Source organism: Rhodospirillales bacterium (assembly GCA_016699855.1).
GTDB lineage: Bacteria > Pseudomonadota > Alphaproteobacteria > Reyranellales > Reyranellaceae.
On record CP064988.1, the window covers coordinates 2,460,042 to 2,484,529 of the forward strand.

Genomic DNA, 24,488 nt, shown 5'->3' on the forward strand with positions numbered 1-24,488 from the left:
CCGGCTGGCGCTACTTCTTGCGGCCGAGATTGAGCTCGAGCAGCTTGGCGAACGGCGAGTCGGCGGTGTTGTCGCCCTTCTTCTCGGTGCTCGCCACCAGCCGCGTCTCGGGCCCGCCCATGCGGTCGCGGTCGTTGCCGCGGCGCTCGCCGCGGAAATCGCCGCCGGGACCGCCGCGCCGGTCGCCGCGCGGCCCGCCGCCGCCGCCGAACTTGCGCTCGCCGCCCGGACCGCCGCCGCCGAATTTACGCTCGCCCGCCGCCGGAGGCCCGTCGCCACGCGGACCGTCGCCGCGCGGCGCGCCGCCGGCCGGCGGACCGCCGGGGGCGCCGTCGCGCCGCGGACCCTCGAACCGGCGGTTGCCGAATTTGTTGGCGAACTTGCCGTCGCCGGTCGGACGCGCGCGGGCCTCGCCGCCGGACGCGGTCGCCAGATCGACGCCGGGCGTGGTGTCGCGCGACGGCCGGGGCGGACGATCGTCCGGGCCGCGCTCGCGGCGCCACGGCGGCCGGCGGTCGCCCTGGCGCTCGCCGTCGCGGCCGCCTTCGCGGCGTCCGCCGCCATCCTGCTGGCGCGCCTCGCGCTCGCGCACGAAGCGCGGCTTGACCGAGAACGTCACGAAACTGCCGGCCGGCGCGTCCTCCGGCGGCTGGTGCACGCGGTAGCCCAGGCCGCGCAGCACGCCGGCCATCTCGGCCTCGCCGCAGCCCACGAGCGATAGCATCTCGGGCGCGGCGCGGAAATGACCGGGCGGCAACGCCGGCGCGGGGGGCGCCGCGACGCGCTGCTGCTGCTGGCCTTGGCCTTGGCCCTTGCCTTTACCCTTGCCGCCGGCCGGTTGGTGCGGCGCCTCGACGGTGATCCAGCGCCGCTCCGCCAGCGAGAAGATCTCGGCCACCGGCACGGCGCCGGCCAGCTCGCGCGACGGCCGGTTCCACACCGGCACGTTCGGCGGCAGCGCGGGCTCGGCCGGAGCCGGCGCGGCCTCGGCGGCGGGCGTCGCGGTCTCGGCCGGAGCGGGCGCGGTCTCGGCCGGCGCAGCCTCGGCCGGAGCGGGCGCGGTCTCGGCGACGGGCGGCGCGGCTTCGGCGGGAGCCGGCGCGGACTCGGGCGCGACAGCGGCGGTGTCCGGCGCGTCCTGGGGATGGTCGTCGTTGGCGGATTTGGCGGCGGCGAGGTCCTCGCTGTCGGCCATGTCCATCGCCTCGCCCAGCGCGGCGGCGGCGATCATCCACTCGTTGACCTCGTCTGTCGTCTGCGACGGACCGGTCGGCGTCTTCGACGACCCGTCGGTCGACGTCACTGGCGCAGCGGCGGTCGGCTTGGCGGCCGCGCTCTCGCCCGACGCGGGCGCGGCGGCGGCAGGCGCCGACTCGGCGGCCTTGCGGTCCAGCGCCGCCTTGTGCGCCTCGCGCGAGTTGCGCACGGCGGTGCGCGCCATCCACGCCAGCCGCTCGACCATGTCGGCGCGGATGGCGCGGTCGCCCAGGGTCAGGTAGCCGACCGAGGCGAGGAAATCGCGGTCCATCTCGGGCGTCAGCGCCACCGAGGTGCGGCCCTCCGACGGCAGCGCCGGGATCGCGTCGCGGCCGCGCGCGATCGCCCACAGCAGCGCCCGCACCCGGATCGCGCCGGGCTTGAGCATGGTGGGGATGTAGACGGTGTAGACGCCGACCCGCACGCCGGCGCGCGCCAGCGCCTTGCGGTCCTCGTCGTTCATGGCCGCGATCTGGGCCTCGACCGGGGCGCGCTGCATCGCGCCCAGCGCCTCGCCGAGCTGGAACACCAGCCCGCGCGCCGGACCCGACAGCTCGGCGGCGCGCGCCTGCATCAGGTCGGGCAGCGATTTCTTGATGCTGGCCTCGAGCCAGTCCGCGCAGCGCTTGCGCACGATCTCGCGGCCGGGCCCGTCCAGCAGGTCGCTCGACAGCGGCTCGACCTTGGGCGACAGCGCGTCGGCGCCGGGCAGGAGCCGCGCGATCGCGCCGCCCTTCCAGGTGATGCGCAGCTGCGCGTCGAGTCCGATCTCGACGTCGCCGCAGGCGGCGAACCGCTCCAGCCGCGCCGGCATCTCCTGGCGCAGCGCCCGCATGGCGGCGGTCGCCGCGGTCTTCTGGTCGGCGCCCTCGCTGGACGCGGCCTCGGGCACGAAGCGGAATCCCTCCAGCCGCCCGAGAGTCTCCCCCTCGACCGAGATTTCGCCCGTCTCCGTGACGCCCGTCATCAAATCCTCCGGCTCCTTCAGTTTCCTTACCAGCAAAGCCGTGCGCCGGTCCACGAAGCGTTGCGTCAGCCGCTGGTGCAGCGCGTCCGACAATTTGTCCTCGATGGCGCGCGCCCGCTCCTGCCAATGGGCGGCGCGCTCCAGCCAGCCGGCGCGGTGCGACACGTATGTCCATGTCCGGGTATGGGCGATCCGCCCCATCAGCGTGTCGATGTCGCCGTCGTAGCGCTCCAGCCGCTTGACGTGGCTGTCGACCCAGTCCTCCGGCAGCTTCTCGTCCCCCGACGTGAGATGGCCGTAGAGCTGCGTCAAGAGCGTGGTGTGCTCCTCGCTCAGGGTCTTGCGGAAATCCGGCACCTGGCAGACGTCCCACAGCAGCCTTGTGCGCTGCACGCTCACCGCCGCGCGCGACACCTCCGGCCGCGTCGCCAGCGCCGCCAGCGCCAGCACGTCGTCGGCGTCGCGGGCGCGCTGCAGCCCGGCGCGGTCCGGCCCGACCGACAGCGAATCCATCAGCCGCTTGATCGAGCCGAAATCGAGATCGTGGTTGCGCCACTGCACGAAGCGCACCGGATCGAAGCGGTGGCCCTCGATCGCCTCGACCTGCTCCTGGTCGACCGGCGGGTACTCCGCCGGGGTCCCGTAGCTGCCGTCGCTCATGTGGCGGCCGGCGCGGCCGGCGATCTGCGCGAGCTCCTCGTTGCGCAACGGCCGCTGGCCCCGCCCGTCGAATTTGCGCAGCCCCGAGAACCACACCGCCGTCACGTCCATGTTCAGGCCCATGCCGATGGCGTCGGTGGCGACGAGGTAGTCGACCTCGCCGGCCTGGAACATCGCCACCTGGGCGTTGCGCGTGCGCGGGCTGAGCGCGCCCATCACCACGGCGCAGCCGCCGCGCTGGCGCCGCACCAGCTCGGCCAGCGCGTAGACCTCGCTGGCCGAGAAGCCGACGATCGCCGAGCGCGCCGGCAGCCGCGTCACCTTCTTGGCGCCGGCGAAGCTCAGCGTCGAGAACCGCGGCCGCGCCACCACGTCGATGCCGGGGAACATGCTGCGCAGCAGCGGCCGCATCGTGTCGGCGCCCAGCAGCATGGTCTCGTCCAGCCCACGGGCGCGCAGCAGCCGGTCGGTGAACAGATGTCCGCGCTCCGGATCGGCCGCCATCTGGATCTCGTCGACGGCGAGGAACCGCACGGGCCGCTCCAGCGGCATCGACTCGACGGTGCAGATCAGGAAATCGGGGTTGGGCGGCGAGATCTTCTCCTCGCCGGTGATCAGCGCCACCCGCCGCGCGCCGACCTGGCGCACCGCGCGGTCGTAGTTCTCGCGCGCCAGCAGGCGCAGCGGGAAGCCGATCATGCCCGAGCCGTGGCCGAGCATGCGCTCCATCGCGAGATGCGTCTTGCCGGTGTTGGTCGGACCGAGCACCGCCGTCAGGCGGCCGGGCGCGGCCGGGGAGGAGGTCATGGGGGAGGATCGCAGGTGCCGGGCAGGAAGGGCAAGAGCCGCGTGTCGACGATGACAATCAACCAAGGAGCGGCTTCGGGAGGCCAGCTCAAGCTAGCTCTCCCGCACTCGCAGCTTCTTGTCGCGCCGACTCAGCGCCGCCCAAGCGTTTCGCACTCACTTGTCGGCGGCGGCGCCATAGTGTGAGACCGCAGAGGCGATTCGATCGAGAAGGGGGGAGAACTTTGTAAAGTTAATTGACGCTTCATTTGGGCGTACTATGTACTTAGAGAAATATTCTTTTCCATACTGGGTGGCCTTATCATAGTCTTTTTTTGTGGTGAATGTTTTGCCATTAAGTTTTTTCTGAAGGACAGTGTCATCAAATAGTTCTTCAATGTATGATTTATATGTCGTTGCTTTTTCCGGCGTCTTCACCAAGTACAAGTTGTGGCATATCCTGTAGAATAAATCTGCTGATGAATGGTCAATTGTAACTTTATAATTTTGCTTTATTGTTTTAAAGATCGGCGGCGCGCCATCATCATTGTCGATCAATACGATCACAGGCTGCAAAAGAGGTGCGAAGTTGTAATCCTTCAAGTTTTTGGAATAGTAGGCTATCAGATTTGCAAGGTGTCCCGACCCTCCATTGAGACCTAAAATTCCATTTGATGTCCTAGAGTACTTAAAGAATCGAATTTTCATTTCTGGCTTCTGATCGCTACCACCAATGAAGGTGGAGTGATGTGCCTTAAGCTGCCGAATAGCCGCGTGTAGATAAACATTATCTGTTTTTCCTTCGCAAAGCACGAGCGGCTTGTCGAGATAGACAAAATGCTTGAAAAACAGGAACTTCTCATAGAGGCGCCGTGTCGCCGGAGGTCTACTCTTACCGCTCGCGTTCTCCACGGTGCTGCGGGGGGAGTCTCGCCCAAATTTAACGTAGTCTATGTGAGCAAGCATTCCTTCGAGCGGAGCGATGTTCTTCAGCATTTCCGGTCCGCTAGGCTCTGCACCTTTGGACGGGTCGCCGCTTTTCACAATTGGCTTATGATATTCGCCCTTTGCAAAGACGCTATGGCACATCGCGCGCACATTCTTATAGTAGCTCGCCTCTACATTTACATGCTTGTTTACAACCACTCCTGTTACCGATTGCCGTTTTGTGCGCGATTGTAGTCGCGTTTTTGCGTGATTGACCTTAAACCACGCATTTTCAATAGTCTTACTAAGAGTCGTCCCAGCAATCCACTTCTCCGGATTCTTCTCGTCTTGTACAGCCATGGCCGGCGGAAAATTCTTCTGATTGGTAGAGAATGTTATGTCGTCAGCATATCGCGAGTAGGAGCACTTTTGAGCTTTTGCTAGGCGTACTAGTCGAACATCCAGCAGATGCCCAATAAGATTCGAAATGACGGGCGAGCACGGGCTTCCTTGCGGAAGTTTATTCTCGAAACAGGCGATCTGTGCGACAACAGTGGCGACTTTTTCATTTAGAGAAAATGATTTGTCGGCAATAAAGAAGCCGCGAACACGCCCGAAGTTTATTGAGGGAAAAAATCCCTCTAAGTCAACGTTGAGAACGTATCTCCTGCCATTGTGACCACGTGCGTTGGTTACGATTGAATGATGCTTCCGAAACCCATGCGAGAGCGAGGGGCGCTTTTTGCCATTGCTTTCAATTTCGAGCGTACATTCGTAGAGCAGATCGGCGAGACTCTTTTGCAGAGCCTTCAATCTGGGCTCGGGGGCCTGGATTTCGCGTATTCCGCCTGATTTTTTGGGAATTTGAAACTTACTGTACTTCTTTTCCGCATCAAGCTTATACAATAAGTACGAAACTCGCGAAGGCTTGAACGATAGCAATATCGCAAGCTCTTTAAGTGACTTCGCGTCCTTGAGTTTCTGAAGAACGGACATTGAAATCGCCCAACCAATAGTGGGCTTGCAAGCACTCTTACGCGAAACCGCTAGGCTATCCGTTACGTGACGCTATGCGCGCTTCGAGCATCCTGGGGAGCAATCCCCTCTGACGTTCGATCTTATGTCGCGAGACACGACAACAAATCTGCTTGCAAGCCCCCTCTACGGTCGCACTAGCAATGTACTCAGTCAACCCTAAATGGATGACAATTGGTGTTTTCGCCTGACGCCTAGCGCGAAGTTTCGTGCCGCCTCTATCTCGTCTCGCTGAACGACACCACTAGAGCTGCGCCTACCAAATAGATGTGGCATTGCGAAACTGCTACCCCACCACCTTGATGTACGTGTCCTTCATCACGATCAGCCCGTGGCGGAAGGTGTAGAGGTCGCAGCCCAGCCATTCCTGCCGCTCGCCCGACGGCAGGGTTGCGGTGCGGTGCCACTCCGTCACGGCGCGGTCGCCGCAGACGAACTCCGAGGTGTGCCGCCACTGCACGTCGCTGACCGAGGCGAACAGCGGCTCGAAGTAGCTCCGGATCGCGGCGTGGCCCTTGTAGCTTTTGCCCCACACGTCCGGGCCGCGCGCGTTGCGGAATTCGCCGTCCGCGGCGAAGGCGCCGACGATGCCGTCGACGTCGTGCCGCGCGAACGCCGCCCCGATCTCGCGCAGCCGCTCCAGGGTGACGTGCGGAACCGTGCTGCCGTCCATGGCGGTGTCCTCCCGATGGGATCGTCGGCCGGGATCATAGACCCGCCGGGCGGCTGAGGTGAAGGTGGATGGGGGAGGCGGTTGGCGTCCACGATGGGTCATGCCACGGCCACGGCCTCCCTCCCGTCATCCCGAGCGGAGGCGCGCAGCGCCGTAGTCGAGGGATCTTGTCGCGGTCCAGCGGCGCGGAAAGATCCTGCGACGGCGCGCCTGCGGCGCTTGCCCGGGATGACGGTGGGGACGGTCGTGGTACCGGAGGCAGGCGCGGATCTGCGGGACGGTCAGGCCGTAGTCGCGGAACAGCTCCACCGGCGTGGCGCGCTGCCGCCACAGCTCGACCACCATGCGGACCGGAATCCGCGTGCCCCTGACGACGGGCGCGCCGCCCTGGACGGCCGGCGTCGCTGTGATGTGCGGCCGGAACCGCGGCGGGATGGACCGGACCGGGAAGGCTACGCCGCCACCAGCCGCTCGACCCGCCGCTCCAGCGTCTTGCCCAGCGCGTCGGTCGCGAGGTCGAGGTCGTAGGCCGCCTGGAGGTTCATCCAGAATTGCGGCGTCGTGCCCAGCGCGCGGCCCAGCCGCAGCGCGGTGTCGGCGGTGACGCCGCGGCGGCCGGCGCAGATCTCCCCGATCCGCGTCGCCGCCATCCCCGTGGCGCGCGCCAGCCGGTACTTGCTCAGCGCCAGCGGCCCGAGGAAATCGAGCGCCAGCACCTCGCCGGGGTGCGGCGGGGGAAGGCGTCGTCTGGTGGTGGTCGTCTTCACGAATGGCGTTCCGCGTGTCGTCTTGAGGGCGGTGGATTGTACAGCAAATCTGTCATCCCGAGCGAAGCGAGGGATCCAGGTCATCCACCGCGCCTAGGTCCCTCGCTTCGCTCGGGATGACAGCAGTGGTCGTGGCTGGCGGCGGTGCGCCCGCCGCTCGTCCGCGATCTCTCAACCGTCATCCCGAGCGGAGGCGCGTAGCGCCGTAGTCGAGGGATCTTGTCGCGGTCGAGCGTCGCGGAAAGATCCCTCGACGGCGCGCCTGCGGCGCTTGCTCGGGATGACGGTGGGGCGGTCGGTGCGTCGGTCATCGACGACGTCGACGACATGTCGATGGCGCCGACGCGGCGGATCGGGACGCGAATACGACGCACGACGCCGGATATCGCCACGGCGCCATCGCCCTCATCTTCCCGGCCGCACCCACCGGAGCCGCCGCCATGTCCCGACCCATCGCCCCGCTGATCGCCACCTCCGCCGGCGCGCACGCCGCCGACCAGCTGGCGCTGGCGGCGTTGCCGCTGACCGCCGTGCTCGCGGGCGAGGGCGGGCCCGGCATGGTCGGCGCGCTGGTGGCGGCGCAGAGCGCGGCGTGGCTGGTGGCGACCCTGCCGGCCGGCGTGATCGTCGACCGCCAGCCGGCGCGGCGCGTGATCGTGGCGGCGCAGGCGCTGGCGGCGCTGGCGCTGGGCGCGGCGGCGATCGCGGCGTTCGCCGGCGCGCTGCCGGCGCTCGGCGTCGCGGTGTTCGTCACCGGCATCGGCGTGGTCGCGCTGACGCTGGCCGCCAACGCCGCCGCCCCGAGGCTGGTCGCGGCCGGCGATCTGCCGCGGCTCAACGCGCGGCTCGAGCTGGCCCGCGCCGTGGTCACCCTGGCCGCGCCCGCGATCGCCGGCGCGCTCGCCGCGCACCTCTCCCCCGCCTGGGCCTACGTCCTCGCCCCCTCGCCGCCGCCCTGGCCGCCCTAGCCTGCGCCCTCGCCATCCGCGTGCCGACCTCTTCTCCCTCGCGCGGCGCATCGACGCCGCCGTCATCTTCCCCCTCTCCCCGCGAAGGCGGGGAGAGGGTCGGGGTGAGGGGCTTCGCACGCGACAGCGCGCCCGCCCGCGACAGCGCACCGAACGCCGGCGCAACTGGCTTCACGCACGAGGTCGCAGCGACCAAGCCCTCCCCCCTCCTCGCCATCCGCGAAGGCGCCGCGTTCGTGCTCGCGCAACCTCTCCTGCGCGGCATCGCGCTGTGCGCGCTGTTCTGGAACTTCGCGTTCTTCGGATTCATGGCGCTCTACGTGCCGCTGGCGCTGCGCCATCTCGCGCTCGATCCCGCGACCGCCGGCGTGGTGCAATCCGCCTACGGCGCCGGCCTGATCGCGGGCGCGCTGACGGCGGCGGCGGCGTTGCGCGCGGCGGCGCCGCGCTGGACGCTGCTGGGCGGACCCGGCCTGTCGGTGGTGGCCGCGGCGCTGCTGCTGGTGGCGCCGCCCGGCGACGCGGGCGCGCTGTGCGCCGGCGCGGCGTGGTTCCTGATCGGCTTCGGCCCGATGCTGTGGCTGGTGTGCCAGACCACGATCCGCCAGCTCGTGACGCCGCCCGACCTGCTGGGCCGCGTCAGCGCCACCATCCAGATGGCGATCTACGGCATCCGCCCGCTCGGCGCGGCGGCGGCCGGCGCGGTCGCCGCGCTGGCCGGCTACGAGGCCGCGCTGGCCCTGGTCGCCGCCAGCTTCGCCGCCTCCACCGCCGTCATCGCCCTCACCCCGCCGCTCTCCGGCCTCCGCGCCCTGCCGCCGCGGGTGGAGGCGGTGGCGGCTTAGGAGCGGCGAGATCACGGGGCACGACGCGCGATCACGCCCTCGTGTCATCCCGAGCGGAGCGAGGGATCCAGGGGCGGCACGTGGATCCCTCGCTCCGCTCGGGATGACAGATACCGGCGCATTCCCACATACTGCCCCATGGCCCGCACCAAGCAGACATCCTCCGACAGCGCGCCACGGCGAAACGCCGGACTGCGGCGGGTCACGCTATGGGTGCCGGACACGCGCTCGGCGTCGTTCGCCGCGGAGTGCCGGCGGCAGTCGCTTCTGCTCCACGACGATCCGGCCGAGACGGAGATCCTGCGCTGGATCGAATCGGTCGAGGATAACGAGGGCGACGCGCGGTCGCGCTGAACGAACCAACGCGCGATCACGCCCCACCTGTCATTCCGAGCGTAGCGAGGGATCTTTCATCGGGCGCGTCGATACCGCCGTGTCCACCGGCGCACGGCGCGCGATCACGCCTGCTGTCATCCCGAGCATCGCGAGGGATCCAGGCGAGAACCCTGGATCCCTCGCGATACTTGGGATGACAGAGGAGTCGGCGCGACCGCCCGTGCGACGCCATCTCCGGCATGCGGTGGATCAACGCGTCGCCCGTCTCCGGGTGTACGGTGCCCGGTCACCGACCCGGAGGATCCGATGCCACGTCTGCGCCTGCATCCCGAAACCCATCTCGTGGCGCGTATCGGCTGGCTGCGGGCGGCGATCCTCGGCGCCAACGACGGCATCGTCTCGACCGCCAGCCTGATCGTCGGCGTCGCCGCCGCGCACGCCTCGCGCGCCGACATCCTCCTGGTCGGCGTCGCGGGACTCGTGGCCGGCGCGATGTCGATGGCGGCGGGCGAGTACGTGTCGGTCAGCTCGCAATCCGACACCGAGCGCGCCGACCTCGCGCGCGAGTCGCTGGAGCTGGCGACCGAGGTCGAGCGCGAGCGCGAGGAGCTGGCCGGCATCTACGTCGGCCGCGGCGTGTCGCCCGATCTCGCGCGACAGGTCGCCGAGCAGCTCATGGCCAAGGACGCGCTGGGCGCGCACGCGCGCGACGAGCTGGGCATCTCCGAGATCACGACCGCGCGTCCGGTGCAGGCCGCGCTGACCTCGGCCGCGACCTTCGCGGTCGGCGCGGCGCTGCCGCTGCTGGCGGTCGTGGTGTCGCCGGCCGGCGTCCTCGCGCCGGTGGTGTCGGCGGCGTCGCTGGTATTCCTCGCGGCGCTGGGCGCGCTGGGCGCGCGGGCCGGCGGCGCGGGAGTCGCGCGCGCCACCGTCCGCGTCACCTTCTGGGGCGCGCTGGCGATGGCGCTGACCGCCGGCGTCGGCGCGGTGTTCGGCACGGCGGTGTGACGCGGCGCGACGGCGACGCGCGCGGCGCGACGGGCGGGCGCGCAGCGCGGTGGACGCGCGTGACGCGGCGGGCGCGCGTGGCGCGCCGAGGGCTTGTCGCGGAGTCGCGGCGCGGCGATGATGCGCGCCACCGCATCACGTGAAAGCCCGCATGGCCGCGCCCACCGCCTCCGCCGCGATCTACTACAAGGCCGAGGAATTCGATCCGACCAAACGCATGATGGGCCGCCAGGTCGCCAGCGAGGCGTTCCTGCGCGCCGTCGCCCGCTACGATCCGTCGAGCGAGCTGCACGTCTACGCCGCGCGGCCGGAGGAGACGCAGGTCTTCGCGCGCGTGATCGCGGCGATGAACGACAGCGGCGCGCCGGCGGCGCAGGCGCGGCAGGCGCGCTGGGTGCGCCACGGCGACATCGCCGGCCTCGCCAAAGCGGGCTGCCTCTACCGTCCCGATCCGGTGCTGCACGACGAGGCGTGGCTGCGCAGGTTCGGCGATCCGCGCGCCTACTCGCTGACCGGCGTCACGCACACAATCTCCTCGGCCGGCGCGCAGAAGGCGCTGGCGCAGTATCTCACCGCGCCCTACGAGGCGTGGGACGCGGTGATCTGCACGTCGGAGGCGGTGCGCCGCGCCGTCGCCCATCTGCTGGCCGAGAACGCGGACTATCTCGCGGAGCGCCTCGGCATGGCCGCGCCGCCGGCCGCGCGCCTGAGGCTGCCGGTGATTCCGCTGGGCGTGCACACCGACCAGTTCGACACCACGACCTCGGCGATGCGCGCCGCGCGCGAGCGCCGCCGCCACGCGCTCGGGATCGCGCCCGACGACGTGGTGGCGCTGTTCGTCGGAAGGCTGGCGTTCCACGCCAAGGCGAATCCCTATCCGATGTACGTCGCGCTCGAGGCGGCGGCGAAGCGCTGCGGCCGCAAGGTGCATCTCGTGCAGGCCGGCTGGTTCGGCACGCCGCACATCGAGAGCGCGTTCAAGGACGGCGCCGCCAAGCTGTGCCCGTCGGTCACGTGCCACTTCCTCGACGGCCGCGACGCTTCGGTGCGCGCCGAAGTATGGGCGATGGGCGATCTCTTCACCTCGCTGGTCGACAACGTCCAGGAGACCTTCGGTCTCGCGCCGGTCGAGGCGATGGCCGCCGGCCTGCCGGTCGTGGCCGCCGACTGGGACGGCTACCGCGAGACGGTGCGCGACGGCGTCGACGGATTCCTGATCGCCACGACGCAGACGCCGCCGGGCTTCGGCGAGGCGATGGCGCAGCGCCATCTCGCCGGCGTCGACAGCTACGACATGTACATCGCCGGCGCGGCGCTCAACGCCGCCGTCGACATCGGCGCGGCGGCCGACGCCTACGCGGCGCTGATCGACAACGCCGACCTCCGCCGGCGCATGACTCTCGCGGGACGCCGACGCGCGCACGACACGTTCGAGTGGCGGCGGATCTACGCGATGTACCGCGAGCTCTGGGGCGAGCTGGCCGCGATCCGCGCCGCCGCGCCTTCGCCCGCTTCGCGCGCGGCGGGACGCTCGGTCAATCCGCTGCACCCCGATCCCTTCCGCATGTTCGGCCACTACCCGACCTACACCTACGGCGCGCGCAGCCGCGTGCGCGCCGCCGACTCGCGCGACGCCGCCGCGTGGGCCGCGACCCTGGAGCATCCGCTGCTGCGCGCCGGCGAGACGGTCATGCCGCGGCAGGAGGAGATCGCCGCGGTGCGCGCGGCGCTGGCGCTGGCGGCCGACGGCATGAGCGTCGCCGAGCTGCTGGAGCGCGCCGCCGCGCCGGGCCGCCGCGACGCGCTGGTGCGCGGTCTCGCGTGGTTCCTGAAAGCCGGTCTGATCGCGATCGACGACCGCATCGCCGTGCCGGATCGGCCGCCGCCGCTGGAATAGCGTCAGCGGCCGCCGGCGATCTCGCGGCCGCGCGCGTCGAGCTTGGCGCCGCAGCCGCGCAGTCGTAGCCGCCGCGCAGCGCTCCGGCCGGCGTCCGCCGGCACGCGGAACATCGGCTGCGCTGCGCCGCAGCGCGCGCAGGCGACGGCTTCGGCGACCGGAAAGCCGAGCCGCCGCGCCAGCCAGATCAGGACCACGGGGATGACGGCGGCCACGATCGACGCGACGACGATCGGGAATATCCGGAAGCCGCCGCTCCAGATCGACAACGCGGCGGGCGTGAACGCGACGGCGAACAACAACGCGTACCAGAAGGCGTAGCGCTTGGCGGACATCGGCGGCCTCCCCGCGGGGTGGACGGCCGCATCCGCCATCCACGACAGGCGTTCACTCGAGCGATGGGCGCGTCGTGATCCAGCCTAGCACGAAGCGGCGCGGCCGCCGCGCGCGGGGATCGCGCGGCCCGGCGGCGTCAGCCGCCCGCGCCGGTCGCGATCTCGCGGCCGCGCGCGTCGAGTTTGGCGCCGCAGCCGCGGCAATCGTAGCCGCCGCGCAGCGCCTGGGCGGCGTCGGCCGGCTTGCGGAACATCGGCTGCTCGGCGCCGCAGCGCGCGCAGATCACCGCCTCGCCGACGGGGTAGCCCATCCGCCGCGCGCCCCAGATCAGCACGAAGGGCACGACGAAGGCCGTGACCAGGACGACGGCGAACACGGTGGCGTCGGCCCTGCCGCTCAGCAGCAACGGGGCCATGCCGGACATGAGCGTCAGAAGGAAGAGCAGCCCGTACGCGGCGGCGTATCGCTTGGTGAACATCGATGGCCTCCCCGAAGGGTGGATGGCCGCTCGCGCCATCCACGACTGGTGTGACTCCACAGCCGGACGCGTCGTGATCGCCGACGATACCACGGAACGCCCCGCTCCGCCGACGCCGCGGTTGCGGAACCGGACGCCGCGCACCAAGGTCGCGGCGCGGCGCCGCGTGTGTGGTCGGCGCCACACTGGGCGCGACCCACGGAGACTATGGTCGTGCGTGGCGCGTCGTCCAAGCGTCGGCAGGGGGAGCCAACATGGCCAAGGCGAAGACCAGGACCAAGTCCGCGAAATCCACCACCAAGGCGAAGCGGCCCGTGCCGCCGCCGCGCGTCATGCTGCTCAAGCGCGGCAAGCGGGTTCCGTTCGACCATCCCGCCTCGTGGCCCGCCGACATCGCGCTGGGCGCGACCGTCCAGATCGTCTCGTCCATGTCGCCGTTCGAGGTCGCCTACTACATGGTGGTCGACAAGGGACGCTGGTGGGACGTGGACCGGTGGCGGCCGCAGGACACGATCGCGATGGCGACCCGCGAGGATCTCCAGGACGAGAACATCGCGGCGTTCCGCCGGCGCGTCCTGCGGTCGCGCGGCTGGAACCTGTAGGCATCCCGCTACGGCCGCCCGTCCGGTGGACGGCGCGCGCGACACAGGGCCTAGCGAGCCGAGTCTTGCCGGTGCCAAGCCTGCAGAGAGCATTTCCTTGGGGGCCGCAGCAGCTTAATTTTCCGTTTTGCAGCGCTGCTCCAGGAGCGTAGTCGGAGAGCGAATCGCGCTGATCGGCTTGAAGGCCGGATCCTTGCAGCAAGGCAATTGAGCGGGAGGTGACCAGTGGAAATAGCGCTCGGCGATGTCGTCAACCATATCACGCGCGGGGCGGGGATTGTCGCGCTCTACGTCGGGGCGCTTTGGAAGGGTGACGACATGCTGTCAGAGGCTGGCCGCAAACACCTGTACGCCACCCTCGCCGATCGCGCAGTCTCCCCGTCGCCTCCCGTGGAACTGATGGCGCGCTACTTCGGCCCGACCGTACCGATCGGCCGTTTCGTGCTCAACAACGTCGTATTCTCAGCCGCCGCAGTGGGCGTTCTGGCGATTCTCTACGTGTCTAGCGTCGCCGGCTTCTGGACCACGCTGCGTACGGACCCGGACGCGCGGTCGCGTTTCCTGGCTCAGTTTCTAGGAAACGGCCTGTTGGTGGTCGTGGTCGTGAACCATGTCTGCTTCGCCGTCCATGGCTGGCTCTCGCGTTCTGTTGTCGCGGTGCGCGAGAACGCCGTTCTGGCGCTGACGGCCGACATCGCGCTGAGGGTCTCGGCGTTCTGCGCGGCGACCGCAGTGACCTATGTTCTCTTCGCGCGGTTCGGCGGCGCCTTCAAAGGCAACGAGACATTGGCTTTGAATGCGGTGGGGCCAACCCTTCTGGGCGCGGCGAACTTCGGCAACCTGACCAGCGTCTATCTCTACGCGACGGCCATCAGCGCCTTCCCGCTGTTCGTTTCCGCGACCGTCGCGTTGATGGGACGGGTACCGGCATTCTCGCTACTCGTCCGTCGAGTGTTCTTCTTCTTGCCGTTCGAGGGCCGGCCGGTCCGGGCCATGGCAGCAGTCTTGGGCGTATTCGTCGCGATCTTTGGCGCTCTCGTAACGGCCGTCGCCGCAAGGCTCTAACGACTTCGCGCGCTCTCATCCCCTACGTCGGCGGATACCGCTCGAACATCGGCAGCTCGTGGGCGCGCTCCATCCAGTGGATGCGGTCGGCGACCTGGATGTGCGCTTGCGCCGGCACGGCGTCGGGGTCGTCGTAGGTCGCGCTCTGGACGTCGACGATGCCCGGCAGCACCTCGGCGTTGGCGTAGAACACGCCGGTGCCGCAATCCCCGCAGAAATGCCGGCGCCCATGCGCCGAGGATTGGTAGACCTTCGGCGCGCCCTTCACGACCTTGAGCGCGGCCGCGGGATACATGGTCCAGCCGACCATCGGCGCGCCGGCGTGGCGCCGGCAGTCGACGCAGTGGCAGAGCGCGTGCGTCAGCGCCGCGCCCTCGACCTCGTAGCGGATCGCGCCGCAGTGGCAGCCGCCGGTGATCGCCATGTCGTCCTCCTCGCGCGACGGAAGCTGGGACTATCGCACGGCCGGCGCCGGCCGGCAGGCCCCCGCCGGCGCGCGGACGGGCGGGAGTTCCGCGCCGCCGGCGGACGGGCTATCCTGCGTCCGAGGCGGAATGGCGCGACCGCGAGGGGGAGTGGGCATGTCGAGCATCGGCGAGAAAGTGGTGGAGGAGCTGCGGATCCTGCTGCCGATCATGCTCTACTTCACGGTCGCCTTCGAGCTGATCGCGCTGACCGAGGCGTTGCTGCTGGGCGCCCGCGGAATCCACGTCTCCTCCTTCCTCAACGCCCTGCTGGGCGCGCTGGTGGTGTCGAAGGTCGTGGTCCTGGCCGACCATGTGCCGTTCGTCGAGCGCTTCCAGCGCCGGCCGCCGGTGGTCAACGCGCTGTGGAAGACCGCGATCTATGTCGTCGGCTCGCTGATCGTGCGCTACGCCGAGCGGCTGCTGCACGCCTGGGGCGGAAGCGCGGGGCTGGCGGAGGCGCACCGCCGCGTGCTGGCCGAGGTGTCGTGGCCGCATTTCTGGACGGTGCAGCTGTGGGTGGTCCTCATCCTGCTCGGCTTCGCGTGCGTCCGCGAGATGTCGCGCGCGTTGGGGCGCGAGCGCGCCATCGCGCTGTTCTTCCACGAGCCGGCGGCACGGAGCGGAACCACGCCGCACGGACACGGATGAACCCGGCCGCCTTCGGCGCCATCCCCGCGGCCCGCACGGAACGGAGGACCCACGACATGCGCATCGAATCGTCGCCACGAATTCTGGCGCGGCTCGTCCTCGCCGCGTCGATCATCCTCGCCGCCTCATCGGCCCACGCGCAATGGCGCGCCAGCGACCGCGCGCAGGCCACCGCCGACTGCCTGCCGTCGTGCGAACGCTCGGCGGGACCGCAGGCGCGCCACCTCTGCCAGCCCTATTGCGAATGCAGCGTGCGGGAGACCGAGGCGCGCTATCCCGACTACAAGGCCATCGACGACGCCGCGCGGACGCAGGCGCCGGACACGATGGCGGCGCTCAAGGAGATCGGCGAGGGCTGCGCGCGGCGGGTGACGGGGCGGTAGACGCGGCTTCAGGGTCACGCCGGCGGAACGGTATTTCCGTCGCGAGGCGGCTCGGGATGCCCGCCATTTTACAAGCGGAACCGCGTTCGCTCTACTCGCTCGTCTCGTTCTCGATGATGACGGCCGCGCCGGATGTAGACGCTTTGTCGCCCGCCAGTCTCAAGAGGCCCGGGCCCACGTTCCAAGTCTGGCCGGCGTCGCTGACGACGGTCACGGATTTCTTATTGTGCCGCGTCAGCATGCCCACCACGACCGCGGCGTCCCGGGTCTCGAACGCCACGCGGTCGCCGATCTTGAACGCCGTCATCGCCACGTGCGCGCGTGCCTGGCTGAACAGCTTCAGCCGCTCGACGACCCGGTTGTTGAGGTCGATCAGTTCGGCCTCCGTCAGGCCGTCGATGCTGATCCTCATGCGGCATTCCCCATGCGAGTCGTCGCCCGGGCGCGGATGAGCGCGGCACGCGTCCGCGTGGCGCGGCGCGGGCGGCCAAGCCTGCCACTGCGCGACGACGGTGTCAGTCCCGATGCCGGCGTCGCGATCCCGACCCCGCGCCGAGGTCCTTCGCTGGCGCTCGGGGCGACGGTGGGGGCCGACTCCACGCCGATCCACCCCCGAATCCCCCATTTCCACCCCCGCCGCGACCGGAAATCCCTTGATTTTCCAGCCGTTTCGATTCTTTCTAGCGCCGCCGCGCGGGGCCCATCCGCCCCGCCCGGCCGCGGAAAGATTTCGGACCCCTTGCCGCCGCGTCATCACAGGCTAAGCGGGACGGCGCCCTGCCAGGCGACCCGGCTCGACCTCCCGGTCCAACGTGAAGCGAAGGAGCACGCGCCGTGGCGCTCAAGGACTATCTTTTCACCAGCGAATCGGTCTCCGAAGGCCATCCCGACAAGGTGTGCGACCAGATCTCGGACGCCATCCTCGACGCCTTCATCGCCCATGACGTGAAGCTGGGCATCGAGGACCAGAGCGCGGTCAACACCCGGCTGGGCTGCGAGACGCTGACGACGACCAACAAGATCGTCATCGCCGGCGAGGGCCGGGCCAGCGAGCCGTACATGCGGAAATACGGCCGCCACACCGTGGTCAACCGCGAGGCCATCGCCGAGATCGCGCGCAAGGTGGTCAAGAAGATCGGCTACGACCAGGACGGCTTCAGCTGGCACGGCGCCGACGTCGAGGTGCTGCTGCACGGCCAGTCGCCCGACATCGCCATGGGCGTCGACGCCAAGAAGAAGGGCGGCAATCTCGGCGAGCAGGAGGGCGCCGGCGACCAGGGCCTGATGTTCGGCTTCGCCTGCCGCGACAGCGAGGCCTACGAGAAGGGCTCGTTCATGCCGGCCCCGATCTACTTCTCGCACAAGATCCTGGAGACGCTGAGCAAGGCGCGGCGCTCGGGCGAGCTGCCCGACCTGCAGCCCGACGCCAAGAGCCAGGTGACGGTGCGCTACGTCGACGGCAAGGCGGTGGGCGCCGCCAAGGTGGTGGTCTCCACGCAGCACCGCGAGAACGACACCAAGGGCCGCAAGTACAATTCCGGCAAGATCCGCGAGATGATCGCGGGCCACGTGGCGAAGTCGCTGCCGGCCGGCTGGATGCCCAAGAAGGCGGCCGATTTCTTCGTCAATCCGACGGGCAATTTCGTGGTCGGCGGACCGGACGGCGACTGTGGCCTGACCGGGCGCAAGATCATCGTCGACACCTACGGCGGCTATGCGCCGCACGGCGGCGGCGCCTTCTCGGGCAAGGACCCGACCAAGGTCGACCGCTCGGCCGCCTACGCCGCGCGCTATCTGGCCAAGAACGTGGTCGCTGCCGGCCTCGCCGAGCGCTGCATGATCCAGGTCGCGTACGCCATCGGCGTCGCCGAGCCGATGTCGCTCTACGTCGACACCCAGGGCACCGGCGAGGTCGACGAGCGCAAGCTGGAGCGCGTGCTGTCGGAGGTGTTCCCGCTGCGGCCGACCAACATCCGCCGCGGCCTGCAGCTCAACAAGCCGATCTACGAGCGCACCGCCGCCTACGGCCATTTCGGCCGCAAGCCCGACAAGGACGGCGGCTTCTCGTGGGAGCGCACCGACCTGGTGCCCGAGCTGCGGCGGGCGTTCGGGGCGAAGTAGCCGTCGTCCATCCTGAGACGAGGAAGGGCGGACCCGACGGTCCGCCCTTTTTCGTCGCGGGCGATGTCGATCTCCCGGCGGCCGCGCCCGCTCATCTCACCGGAGGAATCCAGACCTCGTCGTGATGGTCGCGGACGGCGCATCATGGCGCCGGCGGCGGTATCGGGGCGTGACACGCCTCACACCGCCGGCGTCGCTTGCCGGCCCGGACTCCGGGTGTTAGGTCGATTCGATTCCCGCGCGGCGGCGGCAGGCCGGGCGGAAACCACGACAGGCGGGGCGGAATCGGGCCGATGGCCAAGGGCGTGGCGATCACGGACGGGGACGGCCCGGGGATGACGACCCCGTCGCCGGCGCGCCCGGCGCCGCGTCCGCTGGGCGAGGCGCTGCGGCTCGCCTGGTACGGCTCGCCGTTCTACGCCCTGGCGCTGCGCGCCAAGCCGCCGGGCGCGTTTATGGCGGTGGCGCCGGACCCGTGGCCGGGCGAGCCCAACCACGCCACTTCGCTGCTGGGCGGGCGGCTGGTGGCGGCCGGACGCTCCGACGATTTCAACACCCAGGCGTGGCACCGCGCCGCCTCCGACCCGGCGTGGCTGGCGGCCCTGCACCGCTTCGACTGGCTGCGCGACCTGCGCGATTTCGGCGGCGCCGACGGCGCCACCCTGGCGGCCGCCATGGTCGAGGACTGGATGGCCGCCAACCAACGCTGGTCGGCGGTGTCGTGGCGCGACGACGTGATCGCGGCGCGGCTGGCCAACTGGGTGCGGCACTACGATTTCCTCGCCTCGGGCACGACCGTGCCGGGCGCCTTCGCCGGACGGCTGGTGGCCAGCCTGGCGCGCCAGCGGCGCCATCTCGAACGGTTGCTGCGCGGCAAGCTGGCCGGCTCGCGGCTGCTGGCGGCACTGAAGGCCGCGATCATCGTCGACGCCGCCTTCCTGCGCGCCGGGCCGGCGCACGAGAAGGCGCTGGCGCGCGACCTCGAGCGGCTGGCGACGCAGCTGCCGCGCGTCGTGCTGCCCGACGGCGCGGTGGCCGACCGCAACCCGGCGGCGCAGGCCGCCGCGCTGCGGCACCTCATCGACATCCGCACCGTGCTGCTGTCGGCCGAGCGGCCGGCGCCGACAGCGCTGCAGGCGACCATCGACCGGGCCGCCCCGATGCTGCGCTTCTTCCGCCACGGCGACGGCGGGCTGGCGCTGTTCAACGGGGCCGACCGCGGCGATCCCGCCCTGCTCGACCTGATCCTCGCCCGCTCCGGCGACATCACGCCGGCGCCGCTGGCGGCGGTCCAGGGTGGCTTCCAGCGGCTCTCGGCCGGCCGGGCGCTGGCGCTGATGGATTGCGGCGCGCCGCCGGCGCCGGGCCTCGATCTCGGCGCCCACGCCGGCACGCTGTCGGTCGAGTTCTCGGTCGGCGCCCAGCGCGTGTTCGGCAATTGCGGCGCCTATGACGGGCTGGTGGCGGAGTGGCGCCAGGCCATGCGCAACACCGCGGCGCACGCCACCGCCATCATCGACGACACCAACACCTCGGAGGTCGTCGACGGCGGCGGCCTGCAATATCCCGCCGGCAACGTCGTGGCGGCGCGCACCGAGCAGGACGGCGCCACCTGGGTCGAGGCCAGCCACGAGGGCTACCGCACGCTCTACGGCGTCACCCACCGCCGCCGGCTGTGGCTGTCGGGCGACGGGCTCGACCTGCGCGGCGAGGACACGCTGGAGGGCGTCGACGGGCGGCCGATCAAGGCCACGGCGCAGGGCCGCAAATTCGCCATCCGCTTCCACCTGCACCACGAGGTCAAGGCGTCGCTGGCGCAGTCCGGCGCCAGCGCGCTGCTGCGCCTGCCGTCGGGCGAGGGTTGGCGGGTGCGCGCCTCGGGCGCCACGATCGGCGTCTCGGACACCGTGTGGCTGGGCGACGGCGAACGCATCCGCCGGGCGCAGCAGGTCTCGCTGGTCGGCGGGCTGGGCGCCGACGGCGCCAAGGTCAAATGGGCCTTCACCCGGGTCGAGGGCTAGGCGCGGACCGCATGCGCGACATCGTCCTGCTGCCCGGTTTCATGTGCGACGCGGATCTGTGGACGGACATGCTGCCCGACCTCGAGGCGATCGGCCGGCCCCACTATGGCAACGTCTACGACGACGACACGCTGGACGGTATGGCGCGGCGGGTGCTCGCCGAATCGCCGGACCGCTTCATCCTCGTCGGCTTCTCGATGGGCGGCTTCGTGGCGCGCGTGCTGGCGCTGATGGCGCCGGAGCGGGTCGAGGGCGTGGCGTTCATCTGCTCGTCGGCAAGGGGCAACTCGCCGGCCGAGGAGGCCGCCAAGCAGGCGCGCATCGCGCAAGCCCGCGGCGCGGCCGGCGCCGGGGTGGCGCGGCGGGCGCATTCGCAGGCGCTGCATCCCGACCGCGAGAACGATCCCGAATTGCTCGACCGTCTCCGCGGCATGTCGCGGCGGCTGGGCAAGGAGACGATGATCCGCCAGCTCTCGCTGACGCGCGCCGACGGCTACGCCGACCTCGAGCTGATCGCCTGCCCGGCGCTGGTGGTGGCGGCGCGGCAGGACCGGCTGCGCCGCTTCGAGGAGACGGAGCGCATGGCGAGGCACCTGCCCCGCGCGCGCTTCGCGGTGATCGAGGATTGCGGCCACATGGCGCCGCTGGAACGGCCGCGGGACCTGGCGGCGGTGATCAGGGAGTGGGTCGCGGAGTCGGTGTCGTAGCCGACGACGTCGTGTCGTCGCTACGCCTCCACTGTCATCCCGAGCGCGGCGAGGGATCCAGGGGCCGGCACTAGATCCCTCCCTGCGCTCGGGATGACAGTGGCGGTGTGTCGCCGGCCCTGCGTCCGATCGCAGTGGCGGGGCGGCCGGACGACCGGCCCCGCGCGACCACCCGTCGAAGCGTGCTAAAATCACGCGATGACCTCGTCCGCGCATTCCCTCACCCTCGCCGACATCCGCGCCGCGGCCGCCATCGTCGCGGGCCACGTCGCGCGCACGCCGACGTCGCGGTCGCGCACGCTGTCGAAGCTGTTCGGCTGCGACGTGCGGGTGAAGTTCGAGAACCTGCAGTTCACGGCCTCGTTCAAGGAGCGCGGCGCGCTGGTCAAGCTGACGCGGCTGCCCGACGACCAGCGCAAGCGCGGCGTGATCGCGATGTCGGCCGGCAACCACGCGCAGGGCGTCGCCTACCACGCCGGCAGGCTGGGCATCCCCGCGACCATCGTGATGCCGGAGTTCACGCCGCACGTGAAGGTCAAGCACACCCGCGCGCACGGCGCCAAGGTGATCCTCAAGGGCGCGACCCTGGCCGAGGCGGCCGAGGAGGCGCGGCGCATCGCGACGGCCGAGGACCGCGTCTTCGTGCATCCCTACGACGATCCCGACATCGTCGCCGGCCAGGGCACCCTGGCGCTGGAGATGCTGGAGGACGCGCCGGAGATCGACACGCTGGTGGTGCCGGTCGGCGGCGGCGGCATGATCGCGGGCTGCGCCGTGGCGGCGAAGGGGTTGAAACCCTCGATCCGCGTGGTCGGCGTCGAGACGGTGGGCTACCCGGCGCTGTACCAGCGCCTGCACGGCGATCCCGTGCGGGTCGGCGGCGAGACCATCGCCGAGGGCATCGCGGTGCGCGACACCGGCGAACTGCCGCTGGCGATCTGCCGCGCGCTGGTCGACGAGGTGCTGCTGGTCGACGAGGTCGAGATCGAGCGCGCCATCGCGATGTACCTCGAGATCGAGAAGACCGTGGCCGAGGGCGCCGGCGCGGCGGGACTCGCCGCGTTGATCGCGCATCCCGACAAGTTCGAGGGCCGCGTGGTCGGCCTCGTGCTGTGCGGCGGCAACATCGACACGCGGCTGCTGGCGTCGATACTCATGCGCGGACTTGTGCGCGACGGGCGTATCGTGCGGCTGCGGGTGAAGATCGACGACCGGCCCGGCGCGCTGGCCGCCGTGGCGACGCAGATCGGCCGCGCCGGCGGCAACATCCTGGAGGTCCAGCACCAGCGCCTGTTCGGTGGCATCGCCGCCAAGAGCGCCGAGCTCGACATCACCCTGGAGACCCGCGACCGCGCCCATGTGCGCGAGGTGATCGACGCGCTGGTGGCGCAGGGCCACAAGGTCAAGCTGGTCGAGGGCACGGCGGAGGAGTGAGTGGGCGCCGGGGCGCGGCGATCACGTATGCCTCCTCCCTTCTCCCCCGAAGACGGGGGAGAAGGGAGAACACGGCGAAGAGCAATGGACGCGTGTTCGTCCGCGCTCCGCGCTGGCGCGCCTCCGCGGCTCAGGCCATGCGACAGCCCCGCCGCGTCCCCGCTGCTCAGGCCATACGGCAGCCCCGCCGCGTCCCCGCTGCTCAGGCCATGCGACAGCCCCGCCGCGTCCCCGCTGCCGCGTCACCACAGGATCGGCTTGGCGACCATCAGCCAGTAGACGACGACCAGCGCGAGGAAGGCCGGCCAGCCCAGCGCGAACCAGCGGCGCATGACGTGGTGGTATTCCGGCGGCAGCGGCGCCGACGCGGCCGCCGCGGCGGCGGCGAGATCGCGGGCGCGGATCTGCAGGACCACGACCGGCGCCCAGCACGCGAAGGCCAGCGCGTAGAGCGCGTAGGTGGCGACCAGCCACGACGCCCACGGATCGTGGCCGGCGATCCACACCATCGCCAGCCCGCTGGCCGGCTGGAACACGCCGCTGGGCGTCGTGAACAACCAGTCCGCGCGCACCACGTTGGCGGCGACGCCGGCGATCACGCGCGCGTCGCCCTGCCGGTGCGCCATCCACATCTGGAACGCCGTGCCGATGCCGGTGCCGAACAGGATCGTGCTCGACAGGATGTGCGACCATTCCAGCAGCGTGTACGGATCGGAGATCATCCTGCGCTCTCCTCGGGCTCGCTCCCGCGTTGTGGGCAGGGCGATCGCATACGGCGTCGCGCCACCCCGCTCATCGCTCGCGCTCCAGCGCGGCCCAGACGGCGATGGCGGCGAGGATGGGCAGGTTCTTCAACAATGGCCCGAAGGGATGCAGCCACAAGCCCGGCAGCAGGACCGTGAGCGTGACGGTGTAGCCGACGACGATGGCGATCTGGATCAGCGCCACGACAGGCGGCCGCCAGCGGAACAGCACCAGCAGGCCGAGGACCACGTCGACGACGCAGAACGCCGACGCCAGCGCCGCGCCGGGCACGCCGTGGCGGGCCAGCGCGTCGGCCAGCTCGCGCCAGGATTCCGCCGGCGCGAACCAGCCGAGCACGCCCGACAGGATCCAGAGCAGCGCGAGGCTGGCGCGCAGGACGGGGCGCAGCAGATAGAGCCGCGCGTGCCACAAATCCTGCGTGCCGGCGGGCGCCGCCGCCAGCGCGTCGGCCATGGCGCGCGGCGCGAAGCCGATGGCGGTGGCGAAGGCGCCGTCGGGCTCTCGGCCGGCGTTGCCGGCGAGGAGCTGCTTCAACGACGCGCTGCCCATCGGCCCGCCGCCGAACAGATCGACGACGCGCGACACCGCGCGCATCAGCGGCAGCGGCACCGGCAGGAACGGCGCCGGCGGCAGGCCGAGCCAGCCGCGCAGCAGCGCGAGGATGCCGCGCAACGTGAGACGCTCCGGCCCGACCGGCTCCAGCGTGCGCCGCGCGAAGGCGTCGCGTTCCAGCACGCGCGCCACCGTCTCGACCAGGTCCTCGACGTGGATGGGCCGGAACGCGGCCGAGCCGTCGCCCGGCACGGGGACCGCGAGCGGCGCGGCCGCCAGCCCGCGCAGGGTCGTGGTGCCGCCGAAGCTGGTGGCGCCGTGGACGAGCGACGGCCGCAACACGGTCCAGTCCAGCGGCAGCGACCGCAGATGGTCGTCGGCGCGGCGCTTGCTCGTGGCGTAGGGCGTGTCGGCGTCGGCGCTGATGGCGCTGATCTGCACCACCTTGCGCACGCCGGCGGCGGCGCAGGCGTCGAACAGCGCGACCGGCGCGGCGGCGTGGATCGCGTCCATGTCCTGGCCGCGGCCGCCATGCAGCACGCCGGCGCAGTTCACGACGGCGTCGATGCCCGGCAGCCGCGGCGTCCACGCTTCCGGCGAGGTGTCGCGGTTGAGATCGACCGCGACCGCGGCGATGCCGGGCCAGCGCCGCCGCGCCGCGTCGGGATCGCGCACGGCGGCCACGACCTCGTGGCCGCGCGCCCGCAGGCCCGACGTCAGGTAGCCGCCGATGAAGCCGTTGGCGCCGGTCAGCAGGACGCGCATGCGGGTGGTGGCCTCATC

24 protein-coding genes are annotated in these 24,488 nt (G+C 70.6%); 13 read left to right on the forward strand and 11 right to left on the reverse strand.

The genetic code is table 11. The features are described 5' to 3' along the window. Nucleotides 1–10: 10 nt before the first annotated feature. From IPK81_11585 to IPK81_11605, 5 genes are all read right to left on the reverse strand, one after another. A complete protein-coding gene (locus IPK81_11585; protein QQS14730.1) occupies nt 11–3,691 on the reverse strand; it encodes a hypothetical protein in 3,681 nt (1,226 codons plus the stop codon). A 156-nt stretch (nt 3,692–3,847) separates the two neighbouring features. Continuing rightward, nucleotides 3,848–5,593, reverse strand: a complete 1,746-nt coding sequence (locus IPK81_11590; GenBank protein QQS14731.1) for an RNA-directed DNA polymerase — start codon at nt 5,591–5,593, stop codon at nt 3,848–3,850. Between the two features lie 325 nt (nt 5,594–5,918). Then, on the reverse strand, nt 5,919–6,305 hold the full coding sequence (locus tag IPK81_11595; protein ID QQS14732.1) for a nuclear transport factor 2 family protein: 387 nt from the start codon (nt 6,303–6,305) through the stop codon (nt 5,919–5,921). A gap of 126 nt (nt 6,306–6,431) precedes the next feature. Then, nucleotides 6,432–6,716, reverse strand: a complete 285-nt coding sequence (locus IPK81_11600; GenBank protein QQS15070.1) for a DUF433 domain-containing protein — start codon at nt 6,714–6,716, stop codon at nt 6,432–6,434. A 41-nt stretch (nt 6,717–6,757) separates the two neighbouring features. Further along, nucleotides 6,758–7,156, reverse strand: coding sequence for a HigA family addiction module antidote protein (locus tag IPK81_11605; protein QQS14733.1), 399 nt, complete (start codon nt 7,154–7,156; stop codon nt 6,758–6,760). A gap of 356 nt (nt 7,157–7,512) precedes the next feature. Here IPK81_11605 and IPK81_11610 point away from each other — a divergent pair, with 356 nt between their 5' ends. The 5 genes from IPK81_11610 (at nt 7,513) to IPK81_11630 (ending at nt 12,126) form a co-directional block, all read left to right on the forward strand. Next, the gene (locus IPK81_11610) at nt 7,513–8,040 is read left to right on the forward strand and encodes an MFS transporter (GenBank protein ID QQS14734.1); all 528 of its coding nucleotides are present in this window, start codon (nt 7,513–7,515) and stop codon (nt 8,038–8,040) included. 104 nt (nt 8,041–8,144) lie between these two features. Further along, nucleotides 8,145–8,885, forward strand: a complete 741-nt coding sequence (locus IPK81_11615) for a hypothetical protein (protein QQS14735.1) — start codon at nt 8,145–8,147, stop codon at nt 8,883–8,885. Between the two features lie 138 nt (nt 8,886–9,023). After that, complete coding sequence (locus IPK81_11620; GenBank protein ID QQS14736.1) at nt 9,024–9,239, forward strand: antitoxin MazE family protein; 216 nt, start codon at nt 9,024–9,026, stop codon at nt 9,237–9,239. A gap of 288 nt (nt 9,240–9,527) precedes the next feature. After that, the gene (locus IPK81_11625) at nt 9,528–10,229 is read left to right on the forward strand and encodes a VIT family protein (protein ID QQS14737.1); all 702 of its coding nucleotides are present in this window, start codon (nt 9,528–9,530) and stop codon (nt 10,227–10,229) included. Between the two features lie 151 nt (nt 10,230–10,380). Continuing rightward, nucleotides 10,381–12,126: a glycosyltransferase family 4 protein gene (locus IPK81_11630; GenBank protein QQS14738.1), complete on the forward strand. Its 1,746-nt coding sequence runs from the start codon at nt 10,381–10,383 to the stop codon at nt 12,124–12,126. A gap of 2 nt (nt 12,127–12,128) precedes the next feature. Here the strand turns inward: IPK81_11630 and IPK81_11635 are convergent, their stop codons facing one another. Together IPK81_11635 and IPK81_11640 are read right to left on the reverse strand one after the other, a co-directional pair. Continuing rightward, nucleotides 12,129–12,461 carry a hypothetical protein gene (locus IPK81_11635; protein ID QQS14739.1) on the reverse strand — a complete coding sequence of 111 codons (333 nt, stop codon included), beginning with the start codon at nt 12,459–12,461 and terminating at the stop codon, nt 12,129–12,131. Nucleotides 12,462–12,598: 137 nt separating this feature from the next. Next, a complete protein-coding gene (locus IPK81_11640; GenBank protein QQS14740.1) occupies nt 12,599–12,940 on the reverse strand; it encodes a hypothetical protein in 342 nt (113 codons plus the stop codon). A 254-nt stretch (nt 12,941–13,194) separates the two neighbouring features. On the opposite strand from IPK81_11640, the gene IPK81_11645 reads away from it, so the two are divergent. Both IPK81_11645 and IPK81_11650 read left to right on the forward strand, forming a co-directional pair. After that, complete coding sequence (locus IPK81_11645) at nt 13,195–13,542, forward strand: hypothetical protein (GenBank protein ID QQS14741.1); 348 nt, start codon at nt 13,195–13,197, stop codon at nt 13,540–13,542. A 225-nt stretch (nt 13,543–13,767) separates the two neighbouring features. After that, the gene (locus IPK81_11650) at nt 13,768–14,607 is read left to right on the forward strand and encodes a hypothetical protein (GenBank protein QQS14742.1); all 840 of its coding nucleotides are present in this window, start codon (nt 13,768–13,770) and stop codon (nt 14,605–14,607) included. Between the two features lie 22 nt (nt 14,608–14,629). Here IPK81_11650 and IPK81_11655 read toward each other — a convergent pair whose 3' ends face one another. Next, on the reverse strand, nt 14,630–15,031 hold the full coding sequence (locus IPK81_11655) for a GFA family protein (protein QQS14743.1): 402 nt from the start codon (nt 15,029–15,031) through the stop codon (nt 14,630–14,632). Between the two features lie 157 nt (nt 15,032–15,188). Between IPK81_11655 and IPK81_11660 the strand changes: the two genes are divergently transcribed. Continuing rightward, complete coding sequence (locus IPK81_11660; GenBank protein ID QQS14744.1) at nt 15,189–15,722, forward strand: hypothetical protein; 534 nt, start codon at nt 15,189–15,191, stop codon at nt 15,720–15,722. 56 nt (nt 15,723–15,778) lie between these two features. Further along, nucleotides 15,779–16,105 carry a hypothetical protein gene (locus IPK81_11665; GenBank protein ID QQS14745.1) on the forward strand — a complete coding sequence of 109 codons (327 nt, stop codon included), beginning with the start codon at nt 15,779–15,781 and terminating at the stop codon, nt 16,103–16,105. A 91-nt stretch (nt 16,106–16,196) separates the two neighbouring features. Here IPK81_11665 and IPK81_11670 read toward each other — a convergent pair whose 3' ends face one another. Further along, a complete protein-coding gene (locus tag IPK81_11670) occupies nt 16,197–16,517 on the reverse strand; it encodes a hypothetical protein (GenBank protein QQS14746.1) in 321 nt (106 codons plus the stop codon). A 422-nt stretch (nt 16,518–16,939) separates the two neighbouring features. On the opposite strand from IPK81_11670, the gene IPK81_11675 reads away from it, so the two are divergent. The 4 genes from IPK81_11675 to IPK81_11690 all read left to right on the forward strand — a co-directional run bounded on the left by IPK81_11675 (nt 16,940) and on the right by IPK81_11690 (nt 22,388). Continuing rightward, nucleotides 16,940–18,226, forward strand: coding sequence for a methionine adenosyltransferase (locus IPK81_11675; protein QQS14747.1), 1,287 nt, complete (start codon nt 16,940–16,942; stop codon nt 18,224–18,226). A gap of 335 nt (nt 18,227–18,561) precedes the next feature. Then, nucleotides 18,562–20,247, forward strand: a complete 1,686-nt coding sequence (locus IPK81_11680) for a heparinase II/III family protein (protein ID QQS14748.1) — start codon at nt 18,562–18,564, stop codon at nt 20,245–20,247. Nucleotides 20,248–20,258: 11 nt separating this feature from the next. Beyond that, nucleotides 20,259–20,954 (forward strand): alpha/beta hydrolase, encoded by a 696-nt coding sequence (locus tag IPK81_11685; protein QQS14749.1) that lies wholly within the window; start codon nt 20,259–20,261, stop codon nt 20,952–20,954. 198 nt (nt 20,955–21,152) lie between these two features. After that, nucleotides 21,153–22,388: a threonine ammonia-lyase gene (locus tag IPK81_11690; protein QQS14750.1), complete on the forward strand. Its 1,236-nt coding sequence runs from the start codon at nt 21,153–21,155 to the stop codon at nt 22,386–22,388. A gap of 242 nt (nt 22,389–22,630) precedes the next feature. On the opposite strand, the gene IPK81_11695 is transcribed toward IPK81_11690, so the two are convergent. Both IPK81_11695 and IPK81_11700 read right to left on the reverse strand, forming a co-directional pair. Continuing rightward, on the reverse strand, nt 22,631–23,110 hold the full coding sequence (locus IPK81_11695) for a DUF2269 domain-containing protein (GenBank protein ID QQS14751.1): 480 nt from the start codon (nt 23,108–23,110) through the stop codon (nt 22,631–22,633). Between the two features lie 70 nt (nt 23,111–23,180). Then, complete coding sequence (locus IPK81_11700) at nt 23,181–24,470, reverse strand: SDR family oxidoreductase (protein QQS14752.1); 1,290 nt, start codon at nt 24,468–24,470, stop codon at nt 23,181–23,183. Between the last annotated feature and the right edge of the window lie 18 nt (nt 24,471–24,488).